This is a genomic window from Mycobacterium gastri, from assembly GCF_002102175.1.
GTDB lineage: Bacteria > Actinomycetota > Actinomycetes > Mycobacteriales > Mycobacteriaceae > Mycobacterium > Mycobacterium gastri.
The window spans coordinates 41,833-64,044 of sequence record NZ_LQOX01000003.1 but is presented as its reverse complement, the minus strand read 5'-3'; the positions used below and the strand labels follow the sequence as shown (position 1 = coordinate 64,044).

Sequence of the window (22,212 nt, the reverse complement as noted above, 5' to 3'; positions counted from 1 at the left end):
GCCGCAAGTCACCTGTGCACAGCCGGAAACGACTCCGGCGGAATCCAGTTAAGGTGCCGCTGGACCGAACCTGAGGGGAGCTCCGTTGTCTGCAACCGATCCGGGACTGCGCCGCGTCGCCGTTCATGTCGGCACCACGGTCGTCGATATGTCACTGCCCGCGGCGCTTCCGATCGCGGCGTTGATCCCGCCGATCATCGACGTCCTGGGCGATCGCATCCCGCAGGACGCCGCGACGGGCTACCACCTGTGCACGCCGGGCGGGCAGATACTCGCATCGGCGACGACGCTGGCGCAAAGCGATATCCGCGACGGTGCCCTGCTGTTGCTGAGCCGGTCCCTTCCCGAACCGCCCGCCCAACGCCACGACGACCTGGCCGAGGCGGTGTCGGCAACGCTGGGCACCGCGGCCCCCCGCCCTTGCCGCCGCACCGCCCGGCTCGCCGGTGCGCTGGCCGCCGGTGTTGTGACCGGCGCCGGGTCCGGGGTACTGATTCGGGACGCGTTGCGCGCCAGCGCTCAACATGGAGCGACGGCCGCTGTCGCGGCGGCAGCCGGCGTGATCGCCCTGCTGCTTGCGGGTGTTGCACGGCGGACCCTCCGTGACCCGATCGCCGCACTCACGTTGAGCGTGATCGCCACGGTCTTCGTCGCGGTCGCCGGTCTGCTGGCGGTGCCCGGCGCCCCGGCTGTTCCGCATGCCATGCTCGCCGCTACGGCGGCGGCCGTGACGGCAGCGCTGGCGATTCGCCTAACCGGTTACGGCGCAGTCACATTGACCGTCATGGGCGGCTGTGCGACCGTCATCGCGGTCGCCGCCTTGGCTGGGGTCATCACCGCGGCGCCGGTGTACGTGATCGGCTCGTGGGCCGCGCTGGCATCGTTGGGTCTGCTGGAAGCGTCGGTTCGGATGTCCATTGCGTTGGCGGGCCTATCGCCGCGGCTGCCACCAACGATCGACCACGACGAACTGCCGCCAGCCGATGTACTGGCCACCAAGTCGATGCGGGCCGACAACTGGCTGACCAGTCTGCTGGCCACCTTCTCCGGCTGTGCCGCCATCGGGGCAATCGTCGCCGCGCTGACCACCCAGCGCGCCGTCCCCCTGGCCGCGACCACCGCAGTGCTGATGCTGCTGCGCGCCCGCGCACACCGCCACCGGACCCGGTGGCTGCTGCTCGTCATCAGCGGAATCAGCACTGGCACAACGGCGTTTCTCATCGCGGCGGCGAACTGGATTCAGCATGGGGTCTGGGTCGCCGCGCTGACCGCGATACTGGCTGCCGCGGCGATGTTTCTGGGCTTCGTTGCTCCCGGGATGTCGCTCTCGCCGATCGCCAGGCGAGGTGTCGAGGCGCTGGAGTTGGCGGCATGGGTCGCCGTGGCGCCGCTGGTCTGCTGGACAAGCGGGGTCTTCGGCGCCGTTCGGCCCCTCGACCTGTTATGAACACCGCCACGGTGCGCGTCGCCCATCTGCTGGTGGCAGCGCTGACCACGGCGCCGCTGTACGCAACACCGGCCGCACACGCCGTGTCGCCGCCGCGGGTAGACGAAAGGTGGCTGCCCGCAGCGGCATCACCGGCCCCGCCACAACCCACCGTGCAACGCGAGGTCTGCGCCGCGGCGACCGCAGTACCCGGCCGCGACGGCGCCGCCGCACAACTCGCGGATCTCGAGTTGCCACAGCTCTGGCAGCTCAGCCGGGGGGCCGGCCAGCGGGTCGCCGTCATCGACACCGGCGTCGCCCGGCACCGACGACTGCCGCACCTCGTCGGCGGCGGCGACTACGTCTCCACCGGCGACGGCACCCGGGACTGCGACGCACACGGCACCGTTATCGCCGGAATCATCGCCGCCACAACGGATTCCAGCGCAGACGGGTTCAGTGGGGTAGCACCCGAGGCGACCGTGATCAGCATCCGGCAGTCCAGCGCCAAATTCGCTCCGGTCGCCGACCGCTCCGCCACCGGGGTCGGCGACGTCGACACGATGGCGCAAGCCGTCCGCACCGCAGCCGATCTCGGCGCGTCGGTGATCAACATCTCGTCGGTCGCCTGCGTGCCGGCCGCACCCTTGCTCGACGACCGCGCGCTGGGAGCCGCACTGGCGTATGCGGTCGATGTCAAGAATGCCGTCGTGGTGGCCGCGGCCGGCAACACCGACGGCGGCGCGCAATGTCCGGCCCAGCGGCCCGACGTATCCCGGGACACCGTTACGGTCGCGGTCAGTCCGGCCTGGTATGACGACTACGTGCTGACCGTCGGGTCGGTGAACCAGGCCGGTGCACCGTCGTCGTTCACTCTTGCCGGGCCATGGGTCGACGTCGCCGCCACCGGAGAAGGGGTGAGCTCGTTGAGCCCGGTCGGTGGCGGGGTGGTGAATGCCCTTGACGGACAACATGGCTCGGTGCCGCTGTCCGGCACCAGTTTTGCCGCGCCCGTCGTCAGCGGGCTGGCCGCCTTGATACGCGCCCGATTTCCGGCGTTGACCGCCCGGCAGGTGATGCGGCGGATCACCTCGACCGCCCATCATCCCCCGGCCGGATGGAATCCCCTGGTCGGCAACGGCACCATCGACGCCCTGGCCGCGCTGAGCACGGACTCCCCACCGCCGGCACCCGCGGCCAAGCCCGACGCCGCGGCCGCGCCGATCACCGCGCCGACGATGCCGGTGCCTGCCGACCACCACAGCCGCGACACGGCATTGGGCGGAACGGCCATCGGCGCAGTGGTGCTCGTGGCGGTTCTGGCCTCGTTCGGAGCCACCAGGCCCCGGCTAAGACGGTCCGGACGAGACGCTGTCATGGGCGACTGACGCCTGCTGCCTGCCGAGTTCGGGCCCCTGCGGCAGAGCCGCCAATACCGGCGACGGCGCCGGGACCGGGGCCGGCAGCCCGAGGTGACGTGCGGCCTCGTCGTCGCGGATTGGGAACCGCACGCCCGTGTCCGTGACGAGGTAGCGCCAAACCGTCCGGGTATCCGTGCCGGACAAGCTCCGCGCCGCCGCGTAGGCGCTGCGACCCGGCGGCAGATAGACCGCGTCCAGTGCGGGGCCGCGGCCATCGGCCTGCGCCAGCGTTACCGGGGCCGCCGCGGCCGGCAACGGCAGGCCGCTGCCGGTCAGGAACGCGAGGTCGGGTCGACCCGACTGCGCGGACAGCCACGTCACACACAACGTGGTGTCGCTGTCGTCACGAGAGGTCGGCACCTCATCGGGAAACGCGGAGAGTGGCAGGATGTTTGCGATCGGAGCGGAGCGGATCGCATCGGGTGCCACGGCGACGACGTGAACGTTGCCTTGCGAGTCGCTGAACCGCAGCAGGTCCGCGGCCACTCGGCCGATCCGTTGGACACCCGTTTTCAGCACCACGTAGAACTCTTCGTTCTCCTCGCGTGTGATGCTCAGCACAGTGCCGACGGGAAACCCGGCCGAACTCGGCTCGCCCGCGTGGCTGACCGGTGGAACCGTGATCGGCGGGACCTCCGGCACGGCGCTGAGCAAAGACTGCGAGACGACCTGCGGAGTCCGGCCCTCCAGCCGGAGCGCCCGCAGCACCGCGGAATCGGCAAGATCCACCGCGGCCCGCCGTCCGTGGTACAGCAGATATGCGGGCGCACCGGACCCGACGGTGACCAGGAGCGTCTGCTCAGCGGCCAGCCGGCGAACCGACGTCTCGGCAACAGGACCGACCAGCACCGTGGTTGCCGCACCCCGATCGGTGTCGCAGACGGTCCACCGCGACTCGGCGGCGGCCAGCGACGGGCCGATCAGCTGTGGTGCGCCCGGAATTCCCAGCAGCGGACCGCGTTTGGTGTGACGCAATTCGGCCTCGCGCACCCGCCGGGGATTGGCGTCCGACGCCGCGATCAACCGCGCCGAGGCCAAGTTCAGCACCGGATGCCAGGTATCGCCCACTCGCACGTACAGCGCCCCGGTGTCGCGGCCCATCACGATGCGTGCGTCACCGAGGCCCGGCTGCGGTTGCGCCACAGCGCCCATCGCGCAGGCCGCCGCCGCGACGGTCGCCAGCACGCAGCCGACCGCCAACGCCAGCGTCGGTGCCCGCAGCGCCCGATCACCATCCCGATCCAGCAACACACACTCGAGGCGCCGGAGCAGAAACCGGTAGGCATTGACGTGCCGCCGGGTGCTCGATTGGCCGGGCATTTACTCCCCACCGTCCATGCCCAAACAGTAGGCACTGAACAGGGGTTTCTTCAGTCACTCATCCACAGCCCGGAATTTGTCGCAGGTTTAGCAGCGGCCGGCAGCGGGTAAAATCTCGGCGTGAACACGCACCCCATGGGCCTGTTGGCCGGCGCTTTTGTCGCCGCGGCCGGCATGGTCCTCGCCCCGTCCACCGTTCCGTCCGCTATCCCGTCGGCCGCTGCCACCGACTGCCCGGACGCCGAGGTCATCTTCGCCCGCGGTACCAGCGAACCACCCGGGATCGGCCGGGTCGGCGAAGCATTCGTCGACTCACTGCGCCAGCAAACCGGCCAGAACATCGGCGTGTACGCGGTGAACTATGCCGCGAGCCGCCTACAACTACATACCGGTGACGGCGCCAACGACGCCATCGCACACATTAAATCCATGGCTTCGTCGTGCCCGAACACCAAGCTGGTTCTCGGTGGCTACTCGCAGGGCGCCGACGTGATCGATATCGTGGCAGGAGTTCCCTTGGCGGGCATCAGCTTTGGCAGCCCGCTGCCCGCCGAATACGCCGACAACATCGCGGCGGTCGCCGTCTTCGGCAATGTGGCCAACCGCTCCGGCGGGTCGCTGACGACCCAGAGTGCGTTGTTGGGCGCCAAGGCGATAGACCTGTGCAATCCCGGCGACCCGATCTGTCATGCCGGCCCGGGCAACGAGTGGAGCGACCACACCGACGGCTACGTCCCCACCTACACCACGCAGGCAGCGAGCTTCGTGGCGGCCAAGCTCGCGGCCGCCTCCATGGCACCGGTACTGCAGTTGCCCGGTCCGGTTCCGCCGGCGCCCGGCCCCGCTCCGCAGGCCCCCGGACCTGCGGCCGGCGTGCCCGGATCGGTGGTGGGAGCGCCCGGGTCGGTGGTGCAGGTCCACTGACGCCAGGAACGCATGTGCAATAAGCCCGTAAGATCGCGTCATGCGGCTTATCCCCACGGGCAGAGCAAGACTCATCACCCGCCTGGCGGCCGCCGCGCTCACGGCGGCCGCGTTGTCACTTGCCTGGCCACTGCCACCCAGGGCTTCCGCGTCCTGCCCGGACGTCGAGGTGGTGTTCGCCCGGGGAACCGGCGAGCCGCCTGGCCTGGGCCGGGTCGGCAACGCCATGCTCGCCTCGCTGCGCCAGCAGACCGGCAGGAACATCGGGGCGTACGGGGTGAATTACCCCGCCAATAAGGACTTCCTGGCGGCCGCGGACGGCGCCAACGACGCCAGCGACCATGTGCAGCAGATGGCGAACGCGTGCCCGAACACGAAACTGGTGCTCGGCGGGTACTCCCAGGGTGCGGCGGTCATCGACATCGTCACCGCCGCTCCACTGGCCGGTTTGGGCTTCACTCAGCCGCTCCCGGCCGAAGCGGCAGATCACGTCGCCGCGGTCACCCTCTTCGGTAACCCGTCCGGCCGCGCGGGCGGGCTCATGAGCGCCCTGAGCCCGCATTTCGAGGGCAAAATCCTCAACCTGTGCAACGAGGGCGACCCCATCTGCTCCGACGGCAACCAGTGGAAGGCCCACACCGGCTACGTGCCGGGACTGACCAACCAAGCAGCCAATTTCGTCGTGGGCAAGATCTGACTCGGCGCCCGGGTCACCGATCGCAACCGCCAGGGCGATCCGGTGGACCTTGTGAGGCGACTGAGCAACCGCTTGGGTATCGCTGTGCCGGACCGCTTTCAGCTGGCACGCTGCCGAAAGCCGGGGTTAGGATCACGCCGGACCGCAACGACGTTCACCGAACGCGTAGCCGCACGAGTTCACGTGCACACTTTCCACGAAGGCAAGTGCGTAGGCACACCATGGAATCTGATTGCCATTGACCGGCGAATGCGCGCAGGAGGGTTGATGTCGGGCACCGATATAGACGTCAAGCTTACGGCGCCAAGCGACTTCGATCACATCACGGCCACCGGGGAGACGCTCGAAGACTACACGCTGCGCTTCGCCCCGCGCGGCTACCGACGGTGGTCCCCGGCCGTGGTGGGAATCTCGGCCCTCGGCGGAATCGCCTACCTGGCCGACTTCGCGATCGGCGCCAATGTCGGCATCACCTGGGGTACCGCGAACGCCCTCTGGGGAATAGCAATTTTCGCCGTCGTGGTCTTCACCACCGGGCTGCCACTGGCCTACTACGCGGCGCGCTACAACATCGACTTGGACCTGATCACCCGCGGTAGCGGTTTCGGTTACTACGGGTCGGTGGTCACCAACGTGATCTTTGCCACCTTCACGTTCATCTTCTTTGCGCTCGAGGGCTCGATCATGGCGCAGGGTCTCAATCTGGGCCTGCATGTCCCGCTGTGGCTGGGTTACGCCGTCTCGACGCTGATGATCTTCCCATTGGTGATGTACGGCATGAAAGTCCTTTCGCAGCTGCAACTTTGGACTACCCCGCTGTGGCTGCTGCTGATGGTGGCCCCGTTCGGCTACCTGGTCGTCAGCCACCCGGAATCCATCGCAGAGTTCTTTTCCTACGCGGGCAGGGACGGTGGTGGCGGCGTCACCATCGGCTCGGTCCTGTTGGCAGCGGGTGTATGCCTGTCGCTGATCGCCCAGATCGCCGAACAGATCGACTATTTGCGCTTCATGCCGCCACGGACGCCGGAAAACTCGCGCAGGTGGTGGACCTGGATGCTGTTGGCCGGGCCCGGCTGGGTTGTCTTCGGTGCGCTCAAGCAGATCATCGGGTTGTTCCTGGCGGTGTATCTGATCTCCCACATCGCCGGCGCCACGGCGATCGCCAATCTTCCTGTGCACCAATTCATGCAGATTTACCGCAATGTCATGCCGGGCTGGCTGGCGCTGACGCTCGCCGTGATCTTGGTGGTCCTCAGTCAGGTCAAGATCAACGTAACCAACGCCTATTCGGGCTCGCTGGCATGGACCAATGCGTTTACCCGCGTCACCAAGCATTACCCCGGCCGCAACGTGTTCCTTGCCGTCAATCTGGCAATCGCGTTGATCCTGATGGAAGCCAACATGTTCGACTTCCTCAACACGATCCTCGGGTTCTACGCCAACTGCGGCATGGCATGGGTGGTGACCGTGGCTTCCGACATCGTCGTCAACAAGTACCTGCTGCGGCTGTCGCCGAAGACCCCGGAATTCCGCCGCGGCATGTTGTATGCCATCAACCCGGTCGGCTTCGGCTCACTGCTGTTGGCCGCGGGGCTCTCGATCGTCGCGTTCTTCGGCGGCCTCGGCGAGACCCTACGGCCCTATTCACCGCTGGTCGCAATCGGTATCGCGGTGGTGATGCCACCGGTCCTGGCGATCGCCACTCGCGGCAAGTATTACCTTCGGCGCGGGCACGACGGCATCGACCTGCCCATGTACGACGAACACGGCAACCCCTCGGCCGAGCAACTGAACTGTCATGTCTGCCGTCATGATTTCGAGCGGCCCGACATGCTGGCCTGTCATGCACACACCGCACACGTCTGCTCGTTGTGCGTCTCCACCGACAAGCGAGCCGAGCATGTGCTGGGAGCGGTGGTGCAGTAGTTAACCGTTACACTTATTTCTATAGTGTATAGTTGCAGTAGGATGTGTTTGCTATTGCGTGGTGACCGGGTATTCCCGCTGATCCTGACGACGGCGATGTCGCAGCAAGCTGACTTTACCGCTGTCCAGGAGGGTCGATGGCTCTTGAGATCCACCCGTCAGGGGGAGTGCCAGTGCTCATCGACTTCGGCGCATTGCCGCCGGAGATCAACTCCGGCCGCATGTATATCGGTCCGGGCTCGGGCCCGCTGATCGCCGCCGCGGGAGCCTGGGACGCGCTGGCCGCAGATATCGGCGTGGCGGCCAGTGGCTACCGCGCCGTCATCGCGGAATTGACCAGCTTGCAGTGGTTGGGTCCGGCATCGGCCGCCATGCTGGCCGCGGTCACCCCGTACGTGACGTGGTTATGCGCGACGGCGGCACGTGCGGAGCAGGCGGGCATGCAAACCCGGGCGGCCGCCGCCGCCTATGAAACCGCTTTCGCCATGACGGTGCCCCCACCGTTGATCGCCGCCAACCGGGTCCGGTTAACGGTGCTGGTTGCCACCAACTACTTCGGCCAGAACACGCCCTTGATCGCGGCCACCGAGGCAGAATACGCGGAGTTCTGGGCCCAAGACGCCACCGCGATGTACGCCTACGCCAGCTCCTCGGCAACCGCTTCGGTGTTAACGCCCTTTACTGCCCCGCCAAACACCACCAGCCCAGGCGGACTGGCCAAGCAGGCCCTGTCGGTCGGCAAAGCCGCAGGCCAGCAAGGCCTTTCAGCGCTGAAGCGGCCCTGGTTCCCCATCATCCCGACCCAGGACTGGAACGCGTTGATCAACACCTGGGGGTTGACCTATTTCGGGGCCGGGATCGTTCAACTGGTCACTTTGTTCGCCCAGCAGCTCATTCCCGAATCCGCCTCCGCCACAATGCCGATCGCCGGCGGAGCCGCGCCGGCGTCGGCTTTGACGCCCTCGCAGATGGCCGTCGCCCGACCGGTGTCGGCCGGGTTCGGCCAGGCGGACCGGTTGGGCTCGCTGTCGGTGCCGCCGAGTTGGGCAACGTCGCCGAATCCGGCAAAGGCCGGGGCCGCCGAGATTTCGCACAGCCTCAGCACCGTCGGCCGTACGAATGCGCCCCGGGGCCTATTCCCGAATACGCCGACGGGGAACGACCGCCGGGGCGCGACCTTCGCCCGGCGCCGATACGGGATACGCCTGACAGTGATGTCTCGCCCCCCGGCCGCTGGATAGCGGAAACCCCTGAGCCACTGCCCTATTGAGGAGGAACCGAGATGTCAATGGCAGCTACCCAGGTAAGGTGTTGATAACGATGGATTTCGGGGCGTTACCGCCGGAGATCAACTCCATTCGTCTGTATTCCGGGCCCGGGTCGACACCAATGGTGACCGCCGCATCGGCGTGGAGCGGATTGGCCGCCGAGTTGACCTCGGCCGCCAATGAATACCAGACGGTGATCACCGCACTGCACAGCGAAGGATGGGTGGGCCCTTCGGCTGTGACGATGGCCGCTGCTGTCGCGCCATACGTGGCATGGATGCGTGCCACCGCCGCGGCGGCTGAACAAGCCGCCGGCAAAGCACGTTTGGCGGCCGCAGCCTATGAGACCGCGTTCGCCGCCGTCGTACCGCCGCCGCAGATCGCGGCCAACCGCGCTCAATTGTCGACGCTGATCTCGACCAACGTCGTCGGCCAGAACACCGCCGCGATCGCTGCCACCGAGACTCAATACGGCCAGATGTGGGCACAAGACGCCGCCGCCATGTACGCCTACGCCGGCGCCTCGGCCACCGCGTCGGCGGTAACGCCGTTCGTTTCGCCGCCGCAGACCACCAGTCCAGCCGCGGCGGCCACTCAGGCCGCAGCGGTCACCAGTGCCGTCGCCACCGCGGCCGGTGCCACGCAGAGCACCCTATCGAGCCTGCTTTCGGAGCTGCCGGGCGTGCTGGAAGGCCTCGCCTCACCCTTGGCCTCTGCCGTCTCAGCGACAGCGGGTCCGATCGAGCGGTTCTTGGAATGGTGGGCGCCGTTTGCGAACTTCCTCTACGACACCGCCGGGTTGCCGTTCTTCGGCGCCGGGATCGCCAGCTTCTTTGCGTCGACGGCAAAGACGATGGGGCTGATCGGCCCGGCCGCCGCCGCGCCGGAGGCGGCCGCGGCCGCGGCCGGCGCGGCCGGACTGATGGGCAGCGGGCCGGTGTCGGCGAGTCTGGCTCAGGCCAGCACCATCGGCAAACTGTCGGTACCACCCACCTGGGCCGGAGCCAGCCCGGTGGCGACCCCGACCAGCACGTCGATGTTCGTCAGCGACGTGATCGAACCGGCGGACCTCGGGTCGTCCGGAAACGTGGTCGGCGGCATGCCGATCGGTGGTACGGGCCGGGGGTCGGCGGGTGCGGGTCCCCGATACGGATTCCGTCCCACCGTGGTGACCCGGCCACCGTCCGCCGGCTAACGCGTGCGCAGGTCTCGGGTGATCAATACTCGTGACCCCAGTTGGTCGTCGGGCGGATAATCCACCTGGACCAGCGTCAAACCGTGGGCCGGCGCGGCCGCGAAGTCGCTGGAACGCCCAGTGGCGGTGAGCAATTCGCGACACCAGGTCACGCTGCGCCGATGCTCGCCGACGGCCAGCACGGCCCCGACCAGCGACCGCACCATCGACCAGCAGAACGCGTCGGCGGTGACGTGCGCGGTGACCAGGTCGCCGTCGCGCAACCAGTCCAGCCGCTGTAGGTCGCGGATGGTGGTGGCACCGTCTCGGTGCCGGCAGAAGGCGGCGAAATCGTGCAACCCCAACAGCTCTCGCGACGCGACCGCCATAGCCTCCACATCCAGATCCCGCGGCCAGGCGGTGACGTAGCGCGCCAGCTGCGGCACCACCCCATAGGGCGCCGTCGACAGCCGGTAGACATAATGCCGCCGCAGTGCGGAAAACCTGGCGTCGAAATCCGCTGGGGCGCGGACGATCTCGAGAACTCGGACATCTGAGGGCAGGAAGCGGCCCAGCCGCCCTACCAAGGGCCGGAATTCCGGTTGGCCAGGGCGGGCCGAATGCGAATAGGCGTTGGGCAATGCGTCGACGGGCACATCGGCATGGGCCACTTGTCCGCTGGCATGGACCCCGGCATCGGTGCGCCCGGCCGCGCGCAGCCGCATCGGCGTGCGAAATATCGTCGTCAGTGCCGCATCGAGCACGCCGGCGACCGTACGCTGCCCCGGCTGCGTCGCCCAGCCCGCGAAGTCGGTTCCGTCGTAGGCGATGTCGAGCCGCAGCCGGACGTCCGCACTAATCCTCGGTGGCCCCTTCGGCGTCCTCGCCCGCCTCGCCGGCAGGCTCGTCCCCTGCGGCCTCGTCACCGGCGGCCTCTTCAGCGGCCTCTTGGGCGGCCTCTTCGGCGGCCTCTTCGGCGGTCGTACCGACCGCGGCCTCAGGCTCGACCGCCGCCTGCGGCGCCGCAGCCGCTGCCACCGGCGCTGCTACATCCTCAGGAGCCTTCCTGGACGCCATCACTCGCCGTGCCCGATCCGCCTCCGACGTCACCGTCTTCTCCCGAACCAGCTCGATCACGGCCATCGGAGCGTTGTCGCCTTTGCGCGGCTCGACCTTGATGATGCGGGTGTAGCCGCCATCGCGGTCAGAGAAGAACGGCCCGATCTCGGCGAACAAGGTGTGCACCACATCTTTGTCGCGGATCTTCTTGAGCACCTCACGCCGATTGTGCAGCGTGCCCTTCTTGGCGTGAGTGATCAGCTTCTCCGCGTACGGGCGCAACGCCCGAGCCTTGGGCTCGGTGGTCTTGATCCGGCCGTGCTCGAACAGGGACGTGGCCAGGTTGGCCAGGATCGCCTTCTGGTGCGACGATGACCCGCCGAGGCGTGGGCCCTTGGTGGGCTTGGGCATTGCTGACGCTCCTGTCTAGATCGGACGCGAATTAAAGCTGTTCGGTTTCGGCGTAGTCCTGGTCGTCGTAGGAACCTTCCGTGGACCAGGTGCCGGTGGCCACGTCGTAGCCGGCGACCTCCGACGGGTCGAAGGTGGGCGGACTGTCCTTGAGCGACAGACCCAGCTGATGCAGCTTGACCTTCACCTCGTCGATGGACTTCTGACCGAAGTTGCGGATGTCGAGCAGATCGGACTCGGTACGCGAGACCAATTCACCGACTGTGTGCACGCCCTCGCGCTTGAGGCAGTTGTAGGAGCGGACGGTCAGATCCAGGTCGTCGATGGGCAGCGCGAACGAGGCGATGTGGTCGGCCTCGGCCGGCGACGGCCCGATCTCGATGCCTTCGGCCTCCACGTTCAACTCCCGCGCAAGCCCGAACAACTCGACCAGCGTCTTGCCGGCGGACGCCAGCGCGTCGCGGGGAGTGATCGAGCTCTTGGTCTCCACGTCGAGAATCAGCTTGTCGAAGTCGGTACGCTGCTCGACCCGGGTGGCTTCCACCTTGTAGGTGACCTTGAGCACCGGTGAGTAGATGGAATCGACTGGGATACGGCCGATTTCGGCACCAGAAGCCCGGTTTTGGACCGCCGGGACGTAGCCGCGGCCGCGCTCGACGACGAGTTCCACTTCCAGCTTGCCCTTGTCGTTGAGCGTCGCGATGTGCATGCCGGGGTTGTGCACCGTGACACCGGCCGGGGGCACGATGTCGCCGGCGGTGACCCCACCGGGACCCTGCTTGCGCAGGTACATGGTGACCGGCTCGTCCTCCTCGGAGGACACGACCAGGCTCTTGAGGTTCAGGATGATGTCGGTGACGTCTTCTTTGACTCCGGGCACCGTGGTGAACTCGTGCAGCACGCCGTCGATGCGAATGCTGGTGACGGCCGCACCCGGGATAGATGACAACAGGGTGCGTCGCAGCGAATTGCCAAGGGTATAGCCGAATCCGGGCTCCAGCGGTTCGATGGTGAACTGGGACCGGTTGTCGGTGAGGACTTCCTCCGACAGGGTGGGGCGCTGAGAGATCAGCATGGTGTTTCTTCTTCTCCTTCTCGGCACCCGCTATTTGATGCCGTTGGGGGTTCTCGGGGGGCTCTGTTTTCGAGCCCCCCGAGGGTGCGGTTACTTCGAGTAGAACTCGACGATCAGCTGCTCGGTCAGGGGGACGTCGATCTGGGCGCGTTCGGGCAGTTGGTGGATCAGGATGCGTTGCCGCTCCCCCACGACCTGCAGCCAGCTCGGGATCGGCCGGTCACCCGCGGTCTCCCGGGCGATCTGGAACGGCACGGTGTTCAGGGACGTGTCCCGCACGTCGATGATGTCGTACTGCGACACCCGGTAGCTGGGGACGTTGACGTGCACGCCGTTGACGCTGAAGTGCCCATGGCTGACCAGCTGGCGGGCCATCCGGCGGGTGCGCGCCAGGCCGGCGCGATAGACGACGTTGTCCAGCCGGCTCTCCAGGATTCTCAGCAGTTCCTCACCGGTCTTGCCGGGCTGCCGCACCGCCTCTTGGTAATAGCGGCGGAACTGCTTTTCCATTACGCCGTAGGTGAAGCGGGCCTTCTGCTTCTCCTGCAGCTGCAGCAGGTATTCGCTTTCCTTGATCCGGGCGCGGCCGTGCTGGCCGGGTGGGTAGGGACGCTTTTCGAAGGCCTGGTCGCCGCCGACGAGGTCGGTGCGCAGCCGGCGCGATTTACGGGTGGCGGGTCCGGTGTAACGAGCCATGGTTGTGTGCTAGACCCTTCTGCGCTTGGGTGGGCGGACGCCGTTGTGCGGTTGGGGGGTGACATCGGAGATCGCGCCGACCTCCAGACCGGCGGCCTGCAGCGAGCGGATCGCGGTCTCACGGCCCGAGCCAGGCCCCTTGACGAACACGTCGACCTTGCGGACCCCGTGCTCCTGTGCCTTGCGCGCGGCGTTCTCCGCGGCCAGCTGCGCGGCGAACGGCGTCGACTTCCGAGAACCCTTGAACCCGACGTGACCCGACGACGCCCAGGCGATGACATTGCCCTGCGGATCGGTGATCGTCACGATCGTGTTGTTGAAGGTGCTCTTGATGTGGGCGGCGCCGTGCGGGACGTTCTTCTTTTCCCGCCTCCGGGTCTTCTGCCCCTTTTGACCCTTCTTGGCGGCGCCGCTTGCTGTTTTCTTGGCTGGTGGCATCGGTTACCTGGCCTTCTTCTTGCCTGCGATGGTGCGCTTGGGACCTTTACGGGTCCGCGCGTTGGTCTTGGTCCGCTGGCCACGCACCGGCAGCCCGCGGCGGTGCCGCAGACCCTGGTAGCAGCCGATTTCAATCTTGCGGCGAATGTCGGCCTGCACCTCGCGGCGCAGGTCACCCTCGACCTTCAGGTTCGCTTCGATGTAGTCACGCAGATGGGTGAGCTGGTCGTCGGTGAGATCCCTGGTTCGCAGGTCCCGGTCGATGCCGGTGGCGGCCAGAATTTCGTTCGAGCGGGTACGGCCGATGCCGTAGATGTAGGTCAGGGCGACCTCCATCCGCTTGTCGCGCGGCAGGTCGACGCCGACTAATCGAGCCATAGGTGGCGTTTCCTCTTTCTCGACGGAGGTGTGGTCCCAGTCCGTTCCCGCCAAACTTGCGGGGCCCGGCCTCCGTCCGGGCGTGGATGAGCTGGCCCATCTCTATAGATGCCAGCCGCTCATTGGTGCTGGGAGGTCTGCATTCAGTTGTCTGGCGCGCTCGGCCAGGTCCGGCGGCCTTGACTAACCCTGCCGCTGCTTGTGGCGCGGATCGGAGCAGATCACCATGACCCGCCCGTGCCGACGGATCACCCTGCACTTGTCACAGATCGGCTTGACGCTCGGGTTCACCTTCACGGCAGTCTCGGTCCTGTTCTCTGGGTCTTTGGTCTCAATGCCGGCGGGCTACTTGTACCGGTACACGATGCGGCCCCGGGACAGGTCGTAGGGAGACAACTCCACCACCACGCGGTCCTCGGGCAGGATGCGGATGTAGTGCTGCCGCATCTTGCCGCTGATGTGGGCGAGCACCTTGTGGCCGTTTTCCAGCTCAATGCGAAACATGGCATTGGGCAGGGGCTCGACCACGCGACCCTCGACCTCGATGGCGCCGTCCTTCTTGGCCATTGCGTTCTGGCGATCCTCACTTCTTGTCAGTGCACCGGGTTGGGCGCAGCACCTGCCCGGACTACAAACGTGAGCCGGTGGTAGAAATTCCGCGAAGCGTTTCCGAGAAATTTCGGGACTGGGCACACCAGAAGCCGGCACGGACGCCGCACCGTTGGTCCACAATACCCGCATCGCCACGTCCGACGCAAAACCCGGCAGGAGCCCGCAGGAATAGGCTGCCCGGACCGGCGGGTTGGACCAACCGTGACCGATTCTGATGCCAGTGCCCCCAGTGATCGCGATGCTCAAACCAGTGATCCCGATGCTCAAACCAGTTCTGCCGCCGGCAAGCCGGACCTCGGCCGGTTCGGCTCCTTCGGATGGGGCGTAAACCCCCAGCAAGCCAAAGAAATCGAAGCCCTGGGCTACGGGGCCGTCTGGGTGGGCGGCTCGCCGCCCGCAGAGCTGGCCTGGGTGGAACCGATTCTCGAGGCGACGGCCACCCTGCAGGTGGCCACCGGCATCGTCAACATCTGGTCGGCGGCCGCCAAGCCGGTCGCCGAGTCGTTCCATCGGATCGACAAGGCCTACCCGGGCCGTTTCCTGCTGGGTATCGGTGTCGGCCACCGCGAGGCGACCGCCGAGTACCGCAAGCCTTACAACGCGCTGGTGCAGTACCTGGACCAGCTGGACGAATACGGCGTCCCGGCCCACCGACGCGTGGTGGCGGCCCTGGGTCCCCGGGTGCTCAAGCTGTCGGCCGAACGCAGCGCCGGGGCCCACCCCTACCTGACCACCCCCGAGCACACCGCGCGGGCCCGCGAACTGATCGGCCCGTCGGCGTTCCTGGCGCCCGAACACAAGGTGGTGCTAACCACAGACGCCGAACAGGCCCGTTCGGTGGGCCGAAAGGCCCTCGACATCTATTTCAACCTCGCCAATTACCGCAACAACTGGAAGCGGCTGGGCTTCAGCGACGACGACGTCGCCCCGCCGGGCAGCGACCGCCTGGTCGACGCCGTGGTCGCCTACGGCACCCCCGAGGCGATCGCCGCACGGCTCAAGCAGCACCTCGACGCCGGCGCCGACCATGTCCCCGTTCAGGTCCTGACCAAAGCGGAAAACCTGGTCCCGGCGCTCGCCGAGTTGGCCGGTCCGCTCGGCCTCACCCCGTCCTGAAACGGGTATCGAGGCCTGATGACCCGAGCAGTTTCCCTCAACTGGGCCGGTCCGGTGTCCGGCCATGCCACGGGCCGACGTCTCCACCAACACTGCGGCTGGCAGACCGAGGAGGTGTTATTGCCGGCACCGACCGAACTGGCCGGGCCGCCGGGACTACCCGTTAGGGTTTGGCCATGCGGCTGCTAGTCACCGGTGGAGCGGGCTTCATCGGCGCCAACTTCGTGCACAGCACCGTGCGCGAACGTCCCGATGTTCGGGTCACGGTCCTCGATGCGTTTACTTATGCGGGCCGTCGTGATTCGCTGGCCGACGTCGCTGACGCGATCACGCTGGTCGAAGGCGATATCACCGACACCGAGCTGGTTTCCCGGCTGGTGGCCCAGTCGGATGCGGTCGTGCATTTTGCCGCCGAAACCCACGTCGACAACGCGCTGGACAACCCCGAGCCGTTCCTGCACACCAACGTCATCGGAACCTACGCGATCTTGGAAGCGGTCCGGCGCCACGGCGTGCGGCTACACCACATCTCCACCGACGAGGTCTACGGCGACTTGGAACTCGACAACCCGCAGCGGTTCACCGAGTCCACACCGTACAACCCGTCGAGCCCGTACTCGGCGTCCAAGGCGGCCGCTGACATGCTGGTCCGGGCCTGGGTGCGGTCCTACGGCGTATCCGCCACCATCTCCAACTGCTCCAACAACTACGGGCCGTATCAGCACGTCGAGAAGTTCATTCCGCGCCAGATCACCAATGTGCTCACCGGGCGGCGGCCCAAGCTCTACGGCAGCGGCGCCAACGTCCGCGACTGGATTCACGTCGACGACCACAACAGCGCGGTATGGCGAATCCTCGAAAAGGGCCAGATCGGCCGGACCTACCTGATCAGCGCCGAGGGCGAGCGCAACAATCTGACCGTGTTGCGCACCCTGCTGCGGATGATGGGCCGCGACCCCGACGATTTCGACCACGTCACCGACCGAGTCGGTCACGACCTGCGTTACGCCATCGACCCGTCCCCGCTCTACGATGAATTGGCCTGGGCACCAAAGCACACCGATTTCGAAGAGGGATTGCGCACCACCATCGACTGGTATCGCGACAACGAAGCGTGGTGGCGGCCGCTGAAAGACGCCGCGGAGGCACGCTACGAGCAGCGCGGCCAGTGACATGAAAGTACGCGAACTCGACATCGCCGGCGCGTGGGAGATCACCCCTACCATCCACGGCGATTCCCGCGGACTGTTCTTCGAATGGCTTACCGACCGCGGCTTCAGCGCTTTCGCGGGTCATCGTTTGGACGTCCGGCAAGCCAATTGCTCGGTATCGGCGGCCGGCGTCCTGCGCGGTCTGCATTTCGCAGAGCTGCCGCCAGGCCAGGCCAAGTATGTGACCTGTGTATCCGGCTCGGTGTTCGATGTGGTCGTCGATATCCGTTTGGGTTCACCGACATTCGGGCAATGGGACTCGGTGGTGCTCGACGACGTGGACCGCCGGTCGGTTTACATCTCCGAGGGCTTGGCGCATGGTTTCCTTGCGCTGCAAGATAATTCGACCGTGATGTATTTATGCTCGGCGGAGTACAACCCGCAGCGCGAGCACACGATCTGCGCGACAGATCCATCGTTGGCCATCGCCTGGCCGTTGGTCGACGGTGTGGCGGCGAGCCTATCCGACCGCGACGCGGCCGCCCCCGGCCTCGACCAGGTACGCGCCACGGGAGTCCTGCCGACCTGGGCAGCGACCCGGAAATTCATCAGCGCGCTGCGCGGCGAGTAATTCGCATCTGTACGCCGGCTGCGCCGCCAGACATACTGCTTCAGGACATCCGCCGGTATCGCGGGTGCACAGACCTATCCGAGGGAGAACGTGGTGAAACGTGAATTGCTGATCGCCGTCGGGGCGGCGACCATGGTCGCGGGTATGGCGGGGTGCTCCAACGACAACAAGTCGTCCGCGCCGTCGTCGGGCTCTGCGACGTCGTCGAGCGCAGCCACGAGTTCGACGTCCGCGCCCGCGTCGAGCACCACCCCGGCCGCAGCCGGACAGACCCGGGTCATCATCGGCGGCCAGCCGCAAAACGTCAGCGGCCCGGTGGTGTGCTCGACGAATGCCGGCAGGTTCTCCATCGCCGTCGGCGACTTGGCGACGGGAATCATCGTCGGCTTGGAGCCGGACGGGTCGGTGGTCCACAGCGCCGGGCTCGGCACCGTCGACGGAGTGGTCATGAGCTTCACCGAGGGTGTGCCCGACGAGAACGCCAGCGCCACCAAGACCGGCAACAGCTACCACATCACCGGCGTGGCCAGCGGCGTCGACAATGCCGGTCAGCAGGTCCACAAGCCGTTCGAGGTCGACGTCACCTGCCCCTAGCAGGCGCATCGGCTACGTCGATGCCTTCGCCGGACCAAGCCGGGGAAGGATCGCCGATGACAGCCCGCCGATCCGGGTCGCGACGTAAATTTTCCCGGAGCGCAGCCTCCAGGTTGCAGCGCGATTCGCCAGCTGTCGTTGTCTGGAGCTGCAACCGGCATGACCAACTCCGCCCCGAAGGCCGGATGAGCCGACCGGGTCGAACCGATCCGAGGTCCGTCTCGTGGTAACCCATATGGGTAACGGCGGTCGGGTGAGCAGTGGTTCGAACTCGCACAGGACCGCGGCGGCAGCGCTCGGTGCCGCCGGACCGCCCGCCCGCGAGCTGACCATCGAACTCCGTGATGTGGCCCGCCAGTACCGGGTCGGGGGTCAAACCGTGCGCGCACTCGACCACATCAGCCTGGACTTGACCGGCGGGCGGTTCGTGTCGGTCGTCGGGCCGTCGGGTGCGGGCAAGAGCACGTTGTTGCATCTGCTGGGCGCGTTGGACTGCCCCGACTCCGGGTCGATCATCTTCGACGGCGAGGAGATCGGCCGCCTCCGCGACGAGCAGCAGTCGCAATTCCGGCATCGTTGCGTGGGGTTCGTGTTTCAGTTCTTCAACCTATTGCCGACGTTGTCGGCGTGGGAGAACGTGGCGGTGCCCAAGCTGCTCGACGGTGTCCGACTGGGTAAGGCCAGGGCCGAAGCGGTTCAGCTGATGGACCGGGTGGGGCTGGGCAACCGCGCCGAGCACCGGCCGTCGGAACTGTCCGGGGGCCAGATGCAGCGGGTTGCGGTGGCACGGGCGCTGATGATGGACCCACCGCTGGTTCTTGCCGACGAGCCGACCGGCAACCTCGACTCCGCCACGGGCGCTTCGATTTTGGCGCTGCTCGCCGAGGTGGCGCACGAACCGGGCCGGGGTCGGCTGGTGGTGATGGTGACCCACAATTCGGATGCCGCGGCGACGACCGATCGGGTGATCACCCTGCAGGACGGCCGGGTCTGCCACGACGCAGCGATGGTGCCATGGTGAAACCGGGCTCGGCACTACCGGCTGCGGCGAGCCGGCTACGACTGTTCAGCCTGCGCGAGCTTGCCGTGCATCGCCGGCGCACCAGCGCCTCGATCGCCGTCATGGCAGTGGCGGCAATGTATCTGGTCGCGGTATTCGGCATCTTCGGTTCGATCACCGGATCGGTCGACCGGTTGGCCGACGGGGTCGCCGGCGTTGCCGCGCTCGAGGTGTCGGGCATTACTGACGCCGGTTTTCCCGACACGATCGCCGCCGACGTCGCGGCGGTCCCCGGTGTCGGCACTGCGGCGCCGATGATCCGGATGTCGGCGTCCACGGCTGCGGGGCCGGTACTGCTTTTCGGCGCCGACGCACGCAGCGCCGAGCTGAGCGGCGCACTGAAAGGGGCCTTCAAAAGTATTGGGGCACAACCGTTGGACGCGGCGTCGACGACTCCCGACGGAGTTCAGGTAGGGCCCGGTATCGGCTACGCGAAAGGCCAGACGTTCCGGCTGGGCTCGGGCTCGGTCACCGTCGTCGAGGTGCTCGGGGGGCGGCGACTCGCCGAGCTCAACGGCGGCCATTATGTCCTGGCGCCACTTGCCCTGGCGCAGAGCGTTACCGGGCGACAAGGCCGGCTGGACTCGATACTGGTCACGACCCAACCGGGTGCCGATCTGGCCGCGGTGCGCGCCGGTGTGGTCGCCGCCGTGAACGACCGCGCCATTGTCGCCAACCCGAGCATGCGGGCGACGCGGGCCGGGGACGGTGTGAAGCTGATGAACTACATGGCCCTGCTGGGCGCGGGGATTGCCTTGGTGGTCGGCGCATTCCTGATCTACACCACGACGACCATGACGATCACCCAGCGCCGGCCGGTCATCTCGTTGCTGCGTGCGATCGGCGGCCGGCGCGTCACCATCGTCGGCGACCTGCTCGCCGAGGCCGCGCTTGTCGGGCTGATCGGCGGTGCTCTCGGGTCGTGCGCCGGAATAGGCCTGGGCCGCATCGCGATTAGCCGGCTTCCGCCGGCAATGACCCAGGGGCTGGAAGCTCGCGTCCAGTACTGGCTGCCCGGCTACGCGATACCGGTTGCCCTGGCCACGACGATGCTCACCAGCGCGGCCGCGTCGGCGATGGCTGCCCGGCAGGTGTACCGGGTCTCGCCGATCGAGGCGCTGGCGCCGGTCGGGGTCTCGTCGGCAGATGTCGTGCCGCGCTGGCTGCGGGTCGCAACCGGGGCTGCAGCCCTCGCGATGTTCGGGGCGTCCACCCTGCTCGTCGTCGAGCACCGCGTCAGGTACGCCTTGGCCGCGCTGCTTGCCCTGTTCGGCGCCGAGATCGCGCTGGGGTTTGCGCTCACGGCGCCCGTCGTCGGGGCCGTAGCCGCGACGGCGCGAAAGTTCGGACGGATGGGCGCACTCGCGGCAGCGACCATCCAACGAGCGCCGCGGCGCGTCTGGGCAACCGTCATAACCGTGTCGATCGCGGTTGTCGCCACGGTGGTGATCACCGGCACCAACTCCGACATGATCTCGTCCGCGCGGGAAATCTTCGCTCCGGCGGCCGGCGTCGACGTGTGGGTGAGCGCAGATCCGCCGGACAGATACCCCACCGACCCACTGCCGCAAGGCCTTTCCGACCAGGTGGCCGCGGTACCCGGCGTCGCCCGCGTCACCGAGGGAGGGGCTGCGTTCGCCGTGGTGGGCGGAACGCGGGTGCTGCTCGACGGGTTTTCCCCCGGAACCGCCGATTCCCTCTACCGCGCGCTGGATGACCGGGTGCGCGACGAGGTGCTGGCCGGGCTGGGCGTGGTGCTCACCCGGAATCTGGGGGCGGCGCTGCGGATGCGGGTAGGCGACCGGCTGGCCTTGGACACACCGCACGGACGCCAACGGCCGACGGTGTTGGCGCTGGTGCCGTACTTCTCCACCGTCATCGGCACGGTGGGGATGAGCCTCGAGCAGCTGCGGTCCTGGTTCGGCCGGCCGGCGGCGACCACACTGCAGATCACCGCGGCCCCGGGCGTTGATCGACATCGCTTGTCGGACAACGTGCGACACGTGGTGCCGCCACCCAACTACGTGTACGACGGTCGCACTGCACTGGCCGGCGCCGAAGCCCCGCTGCATCAGAGCATGTTCATCGCCGATGCCGTCTGGATCATCGTGGTCTTCGTGGCCGCGGTGGCGCTGCTCAACACTTTGACGCTGTCGGTGCTGGAACGGCGCCGGGAGATCGGGGTGCTGCGGGCGATGGGCTGTAGCCGGCGGTTCACGGTGCAGATGGTGTTGGCCGAGGCTGCGGGCATCGGTGTTGTCGGTGGTGTCGCCGGGCTCGCGTTCGGACTGACCGACCAGTGGCTGTACAGCCTCGTCAGTGCAGACGTCATGAATTTCGCGGTCGCTTTCCGGCCGGGCCCCATGGCGCTGGTGTTGACGGTCGGCGCGGTGGCGGTCAGCCTGCTCGGCTCGTTGCCGCCCGCAGCGCGCGCCTCGCGACTCAACATCATCGACGCCGTCGGGCTCGAATAGTCTCGAACAATCTCGAATAGTCTCGAATAGTCAGAAACCCAGCGGAAGAAGCGCGGTAAACAAAGGCGCCAGAGGATCCGTGACGGGAAGGGCGATCGAACTGTTCAAGAACGGCAAGACCGGACTTTGGAATGTGTTTATCGTCTGCCCGGGCGCACCCAACCCCAAGGTGGACTCAAACCCGGAGGTCAACGTATCGGTGAAGAGCGGACTTGAAATAACCAGCCCGACGAAATTATTGTCGTCAGGGTCAGCAAGAGCGGTGCTGGTGAACAAGCCGAAATTGGTGGTTTGACTCATCAAATCGGGGTCGCTGGCCACGGGATTGGTGACCGGGCTGAGGCCCAGCGTCGCCGCGAGC

Annotated in this window: 22 protein-coding genes; 13 read left to right on the top strand and 9 right to left on the bottom strand. The window is 67.1% G+C overall.

The annotated features are described in order from the left end of the window. Nucleotides 1-85 precede the first annotated feature (85 nt). On the top strand, nt 86-1,447 hold the full coding sequence (eccD, locus tag AWC07_RS00420; protein WP_051508022.1) for a type VII secretion integral membrane protein EccD: 1,362 nt from the start codon (nt 86-88) through the stop codon (nt 1,445-1,447). Then, nucleotides 1,444-2,814: a type VII secretion-associated serine protease mycosin gene (gene mycP / locus AWC07_RS00415; RefSeq protein WP_036414215.1), complete on the top strand. Its 1,371-nt coding sequence runs from the start codon at nt 1,444-1,446 to the stop codon at nt 2,812-2,814. Before eccD ends, mycP begins: the two co-directional genes overlap by 4 nt. On the opposite strand, the gene eccB is transcribed toward mycP, so the two are convergent. Next, nucleotides 2,776-4,167, bottom strand: coding sequence for a type VII secretion protein EccB (eccB, locus tag AWC07_RS00410; RefSeq protein WP_036414216.1), 1,392 nt, complete (start codon nt 4,165-4,167; stop codon nt 2,776-2,778). The two genes, mycP and eccB, sit on opposite strands and share 39 nt — an antisense overlap. A gap of 120 nt (nt 4,168-4,287) precedes the next feature. Between eccB and AWC07_RS00405 the strand changes: the two genes are divergently transcribed. The 5 genes from AWC07_RS00405 to AWC07_RS00385 all read left to right on the top strand — a co-directional run bounded on the left by AWC07_RS00405 (nt 4,288) and on the right by AWC07_RS00385 (nt 10,177). Beyond that, nucleotides 4,288-5,091, top strand: a complete 804-nt coding sequence (locus AWC07_RS00405; protein WP_036414217.1) for a cutinase family protein — start codon at nt 4,288-4,290, stop codon at nt 5,089-5,091. 40 nt (nt 5,092-5,131) lie between these two features. Continuing rightward, nucleotides 5,132-5,788, top strand: coding sequence for a cutinase family protein (locus AWC07_RS00400; RefSeq protein ID WP_036414219.1), 657 nt, complete (start codon nt 5,132-5,134; stop codon nt 5,786-5,788). 267 nt (nt 5,789-6,055) lie between these two features. Continuing rightward, nucleotides 6,056-7,714: a purine-cytosine permease family protein gene (locus AWC07_RS00395; protein ID WP_036414221.1), complete on the top strand. Its 1,659-nt coding sequence runs from the start codon at nt 6,056-6,058 to the stop codon at nt 7,712-7,714. A gap of 137 nt (nt 7,715-7,851) precedes the next feature. Further along, a complete protein-coding gene (locus AWC07_RS00390) occupies nt 7,852-8,955 on the top strand; it encodes a PPE family protein (protein WP_036414223.1) in 1,104 nt (367 codons plus the stop codon). 79 nt (nt 8,956-9,034) lie between these two features. Beyond that, complete coding sequence (locus AWC07_RS00385) at nt 9,035-10,177, top strand: PPE family protein (protein WP_036414226.1); 1,143 nt, start codon at nt 9,035-9,037, stop codon at nt 10,175-10,177. Here the strand turns inward: AWC07_RS00385 and truA are convergent. From truA to infA, 8 genes are all read right to left on the bottom strand, one after another. Next, on the bottom strand, nt 10,174-11,058 hold the full coding sequence (gene truA / locus AWC07_RS00380) for a tRNA pseudouridine(38-40) synthase TruA (protein WP_084293554.1): 885 nt from the start codon (nt 11,056-11,058) through the stop codon (nt 10,174-10,176). The two genes, AWC07_RS00385 and truA, sit on opposite strands and share 4 nt — an antisense overlap. Then, nucleotides 11,012-11,626: a 50S ribosomal protein L17 gene (gene rplQ, locus AWC07_RS00375; protein WP_036414230.1), complete on the bottom strand. Its 615-nt coding sequence runs from the start codon at nt 11,624-11,626 to the stop codon at nt 11,012-11,014. Before rplQ ends, truA begins: the two co-directional genes overlap by 47 nt. A 31-nt stretch (nt 11,627-11,657) precedes the next feature. Then, nucleotides 11,658-12,701: a DNA-directed RNA polymerase subunit alpha gene (locus tag AWC07_RS00370; protein WP_036412099.1), complete on the bottom strand. Its 1,044-nt coding sequence runs from the start codon at nt 12,699-12,701 to the stop codon at nt 11,658-11,660. Between the two features lie 90 nt (nt 12,702-12,791). Continuing rightward, a complete protein-coding gene (gene rpsD, locus AWC07_RS00365) occupies nt 12,792-13,397 on the bottom strand; it encodes a 30S ribosomal protein S4 (protein ID WP_036412101.1) in 606 nt (201 codons plus the stop codon). Between the two features lie 9 nt (nt 13,398-13,406). Further along, nucleotides 13,407-13,835 carry a 30S ribosomal protein S11 gene (gene rpsK / locus AWC07_RS00360; RefSeq protein WP_023371066.1) on the bottom strand — a complete coding sequence of 143 codons (429 nt, stop codon included), beginning with the start codon at nt 13,833-13,835 and terminating at the stop codon, nt 13,407-13,409. Nucleotides 13,836-13,838: 3 nt separating this feature from the next. Further along, nucleotides 13,839-14,213 carry a 30S ribosomal protein S13 gene (rpsM, locus tag AWC07_RS00355; RefSeq protein WP_036390976.1) on the bottom strand — a complete coding sequence of 125 codons (375 nt, stop codon included), beginning with the start codon at nt 14,211-14,213 and terminating at the stop codon, nt 13,839-13,841. A gap of 183 nt (nt 14,214-14,396) precedes the next feature. Further along, nucleotides 14,397-14,510, bottom strand: a complete 114-nt coding sequence (gene rpmJ, locus AWC07_RS00350) for a 50S ribosomal protein L36 (protein ID WP_003879483.1) — start codon at nt 14,508-14,510, stop codon at nt 14,397-14,399. 48 nt (nt 14,511-14,558) lie between these two features. Then, on the bottom strand, nt 14,559-14,780 hold the full coding sequence (gene infA / locus AWC07_RS00345) for a translation initiation factor IF-1 (protein WP_003418601.1): 222 nt from the start codon (nt 14,778-14,780) through the stop codon (nt 14,559-14,561). A gap of 246 nt (nt 14,781-15,026) precedes the next feature. Between infA and AWC07_RS00340 the strand changes: the two genes are divergently transcribed. The 6 genes from AWC07_RS00340 to AWC07_RS00315 all read left to right on the top strand — a co-directional run bounded on the left by AWC07_RS00340 (nt 15,027) and on the right by AWC07_RS00315 (nt 21,851). Then, nucleotides 15,027-15,941, top strand: a complete 915-nt coding sequence (locus AWC07_RS00340) for an LLM class F420-dependent oxidoreductase (protein ID WP_051507919.1) — start codon at nt 15,027-15,029, stop codon at nt 15,939-15,941. 176 nt (nt 15,942-16,117) lie between these two features. Next, nucleotides 16,118-17,113 carry a dTDP-glucose 4,6-dehydratase gene (gene rfbB, locus AWC07_RS00335; RefSeq protein ID WP_036412102.1) on the top strand — a complete coding sequence of 332 codons (996 nt, stop codon included), beginning with the start codon at nt 16,118-16,120 and terminating at the stop codon, nt 17,111-17,113. A 1-nt stretch (nt 17,114) separates the two neighbouring features. Further along, nucleotides 17,115-17,723 (top strand): dTDP-4-dehydrorhamnose 3,5-epimerase, encoded by a 609-nt coding sequence (rfbC, locus tag AWC07_RS00330; protein WP_036412104.1) that lies wholly within the window; start codon nt 17,115-17,117, stop codon nt 17,721-17,723. Nucleotides 17,724-17,816: 93 nt separating this feature from the next. Beyond that, nucleotides 17,817-18,317 (top strand): lipoprotein LpqH, encoded by a 501-nt coding sequence (locus tag AWC07_RS00325; protein WP_036412105.1) that lies wholly within the window; start codon nt 17,817-17,819, stop codon nt 18,315-18,317. Between the two features lie 325 nt (nt 18,318-18,642). Further along, entirely contained in the window at nt 18,643-19,338 is a 696-nt protein-coding gene (locus tag AWC07_RS00320) for an ABC transporter ATP-binding protein (RefSeq protein ID WP_036412109.1), read from the top strand. Beyond that, nucleotides 19,332-21,851: an FtsX-like permease family protein gene (locus tag AWC07_RS00315; protein WP_425271200.1), complete on the top strand. Its 2,520-nt coding sequence runs from the start codon at nt 19,332-19,334 to the stop codon at nt 21,849-21,851. Before AWC07_RS00320 ends, AWC07_RS00315 begins: the two co-directional genes overlap by 7 nt. Nucleotides 21,852-22,212: the final 361 nt, after the last annotated feature.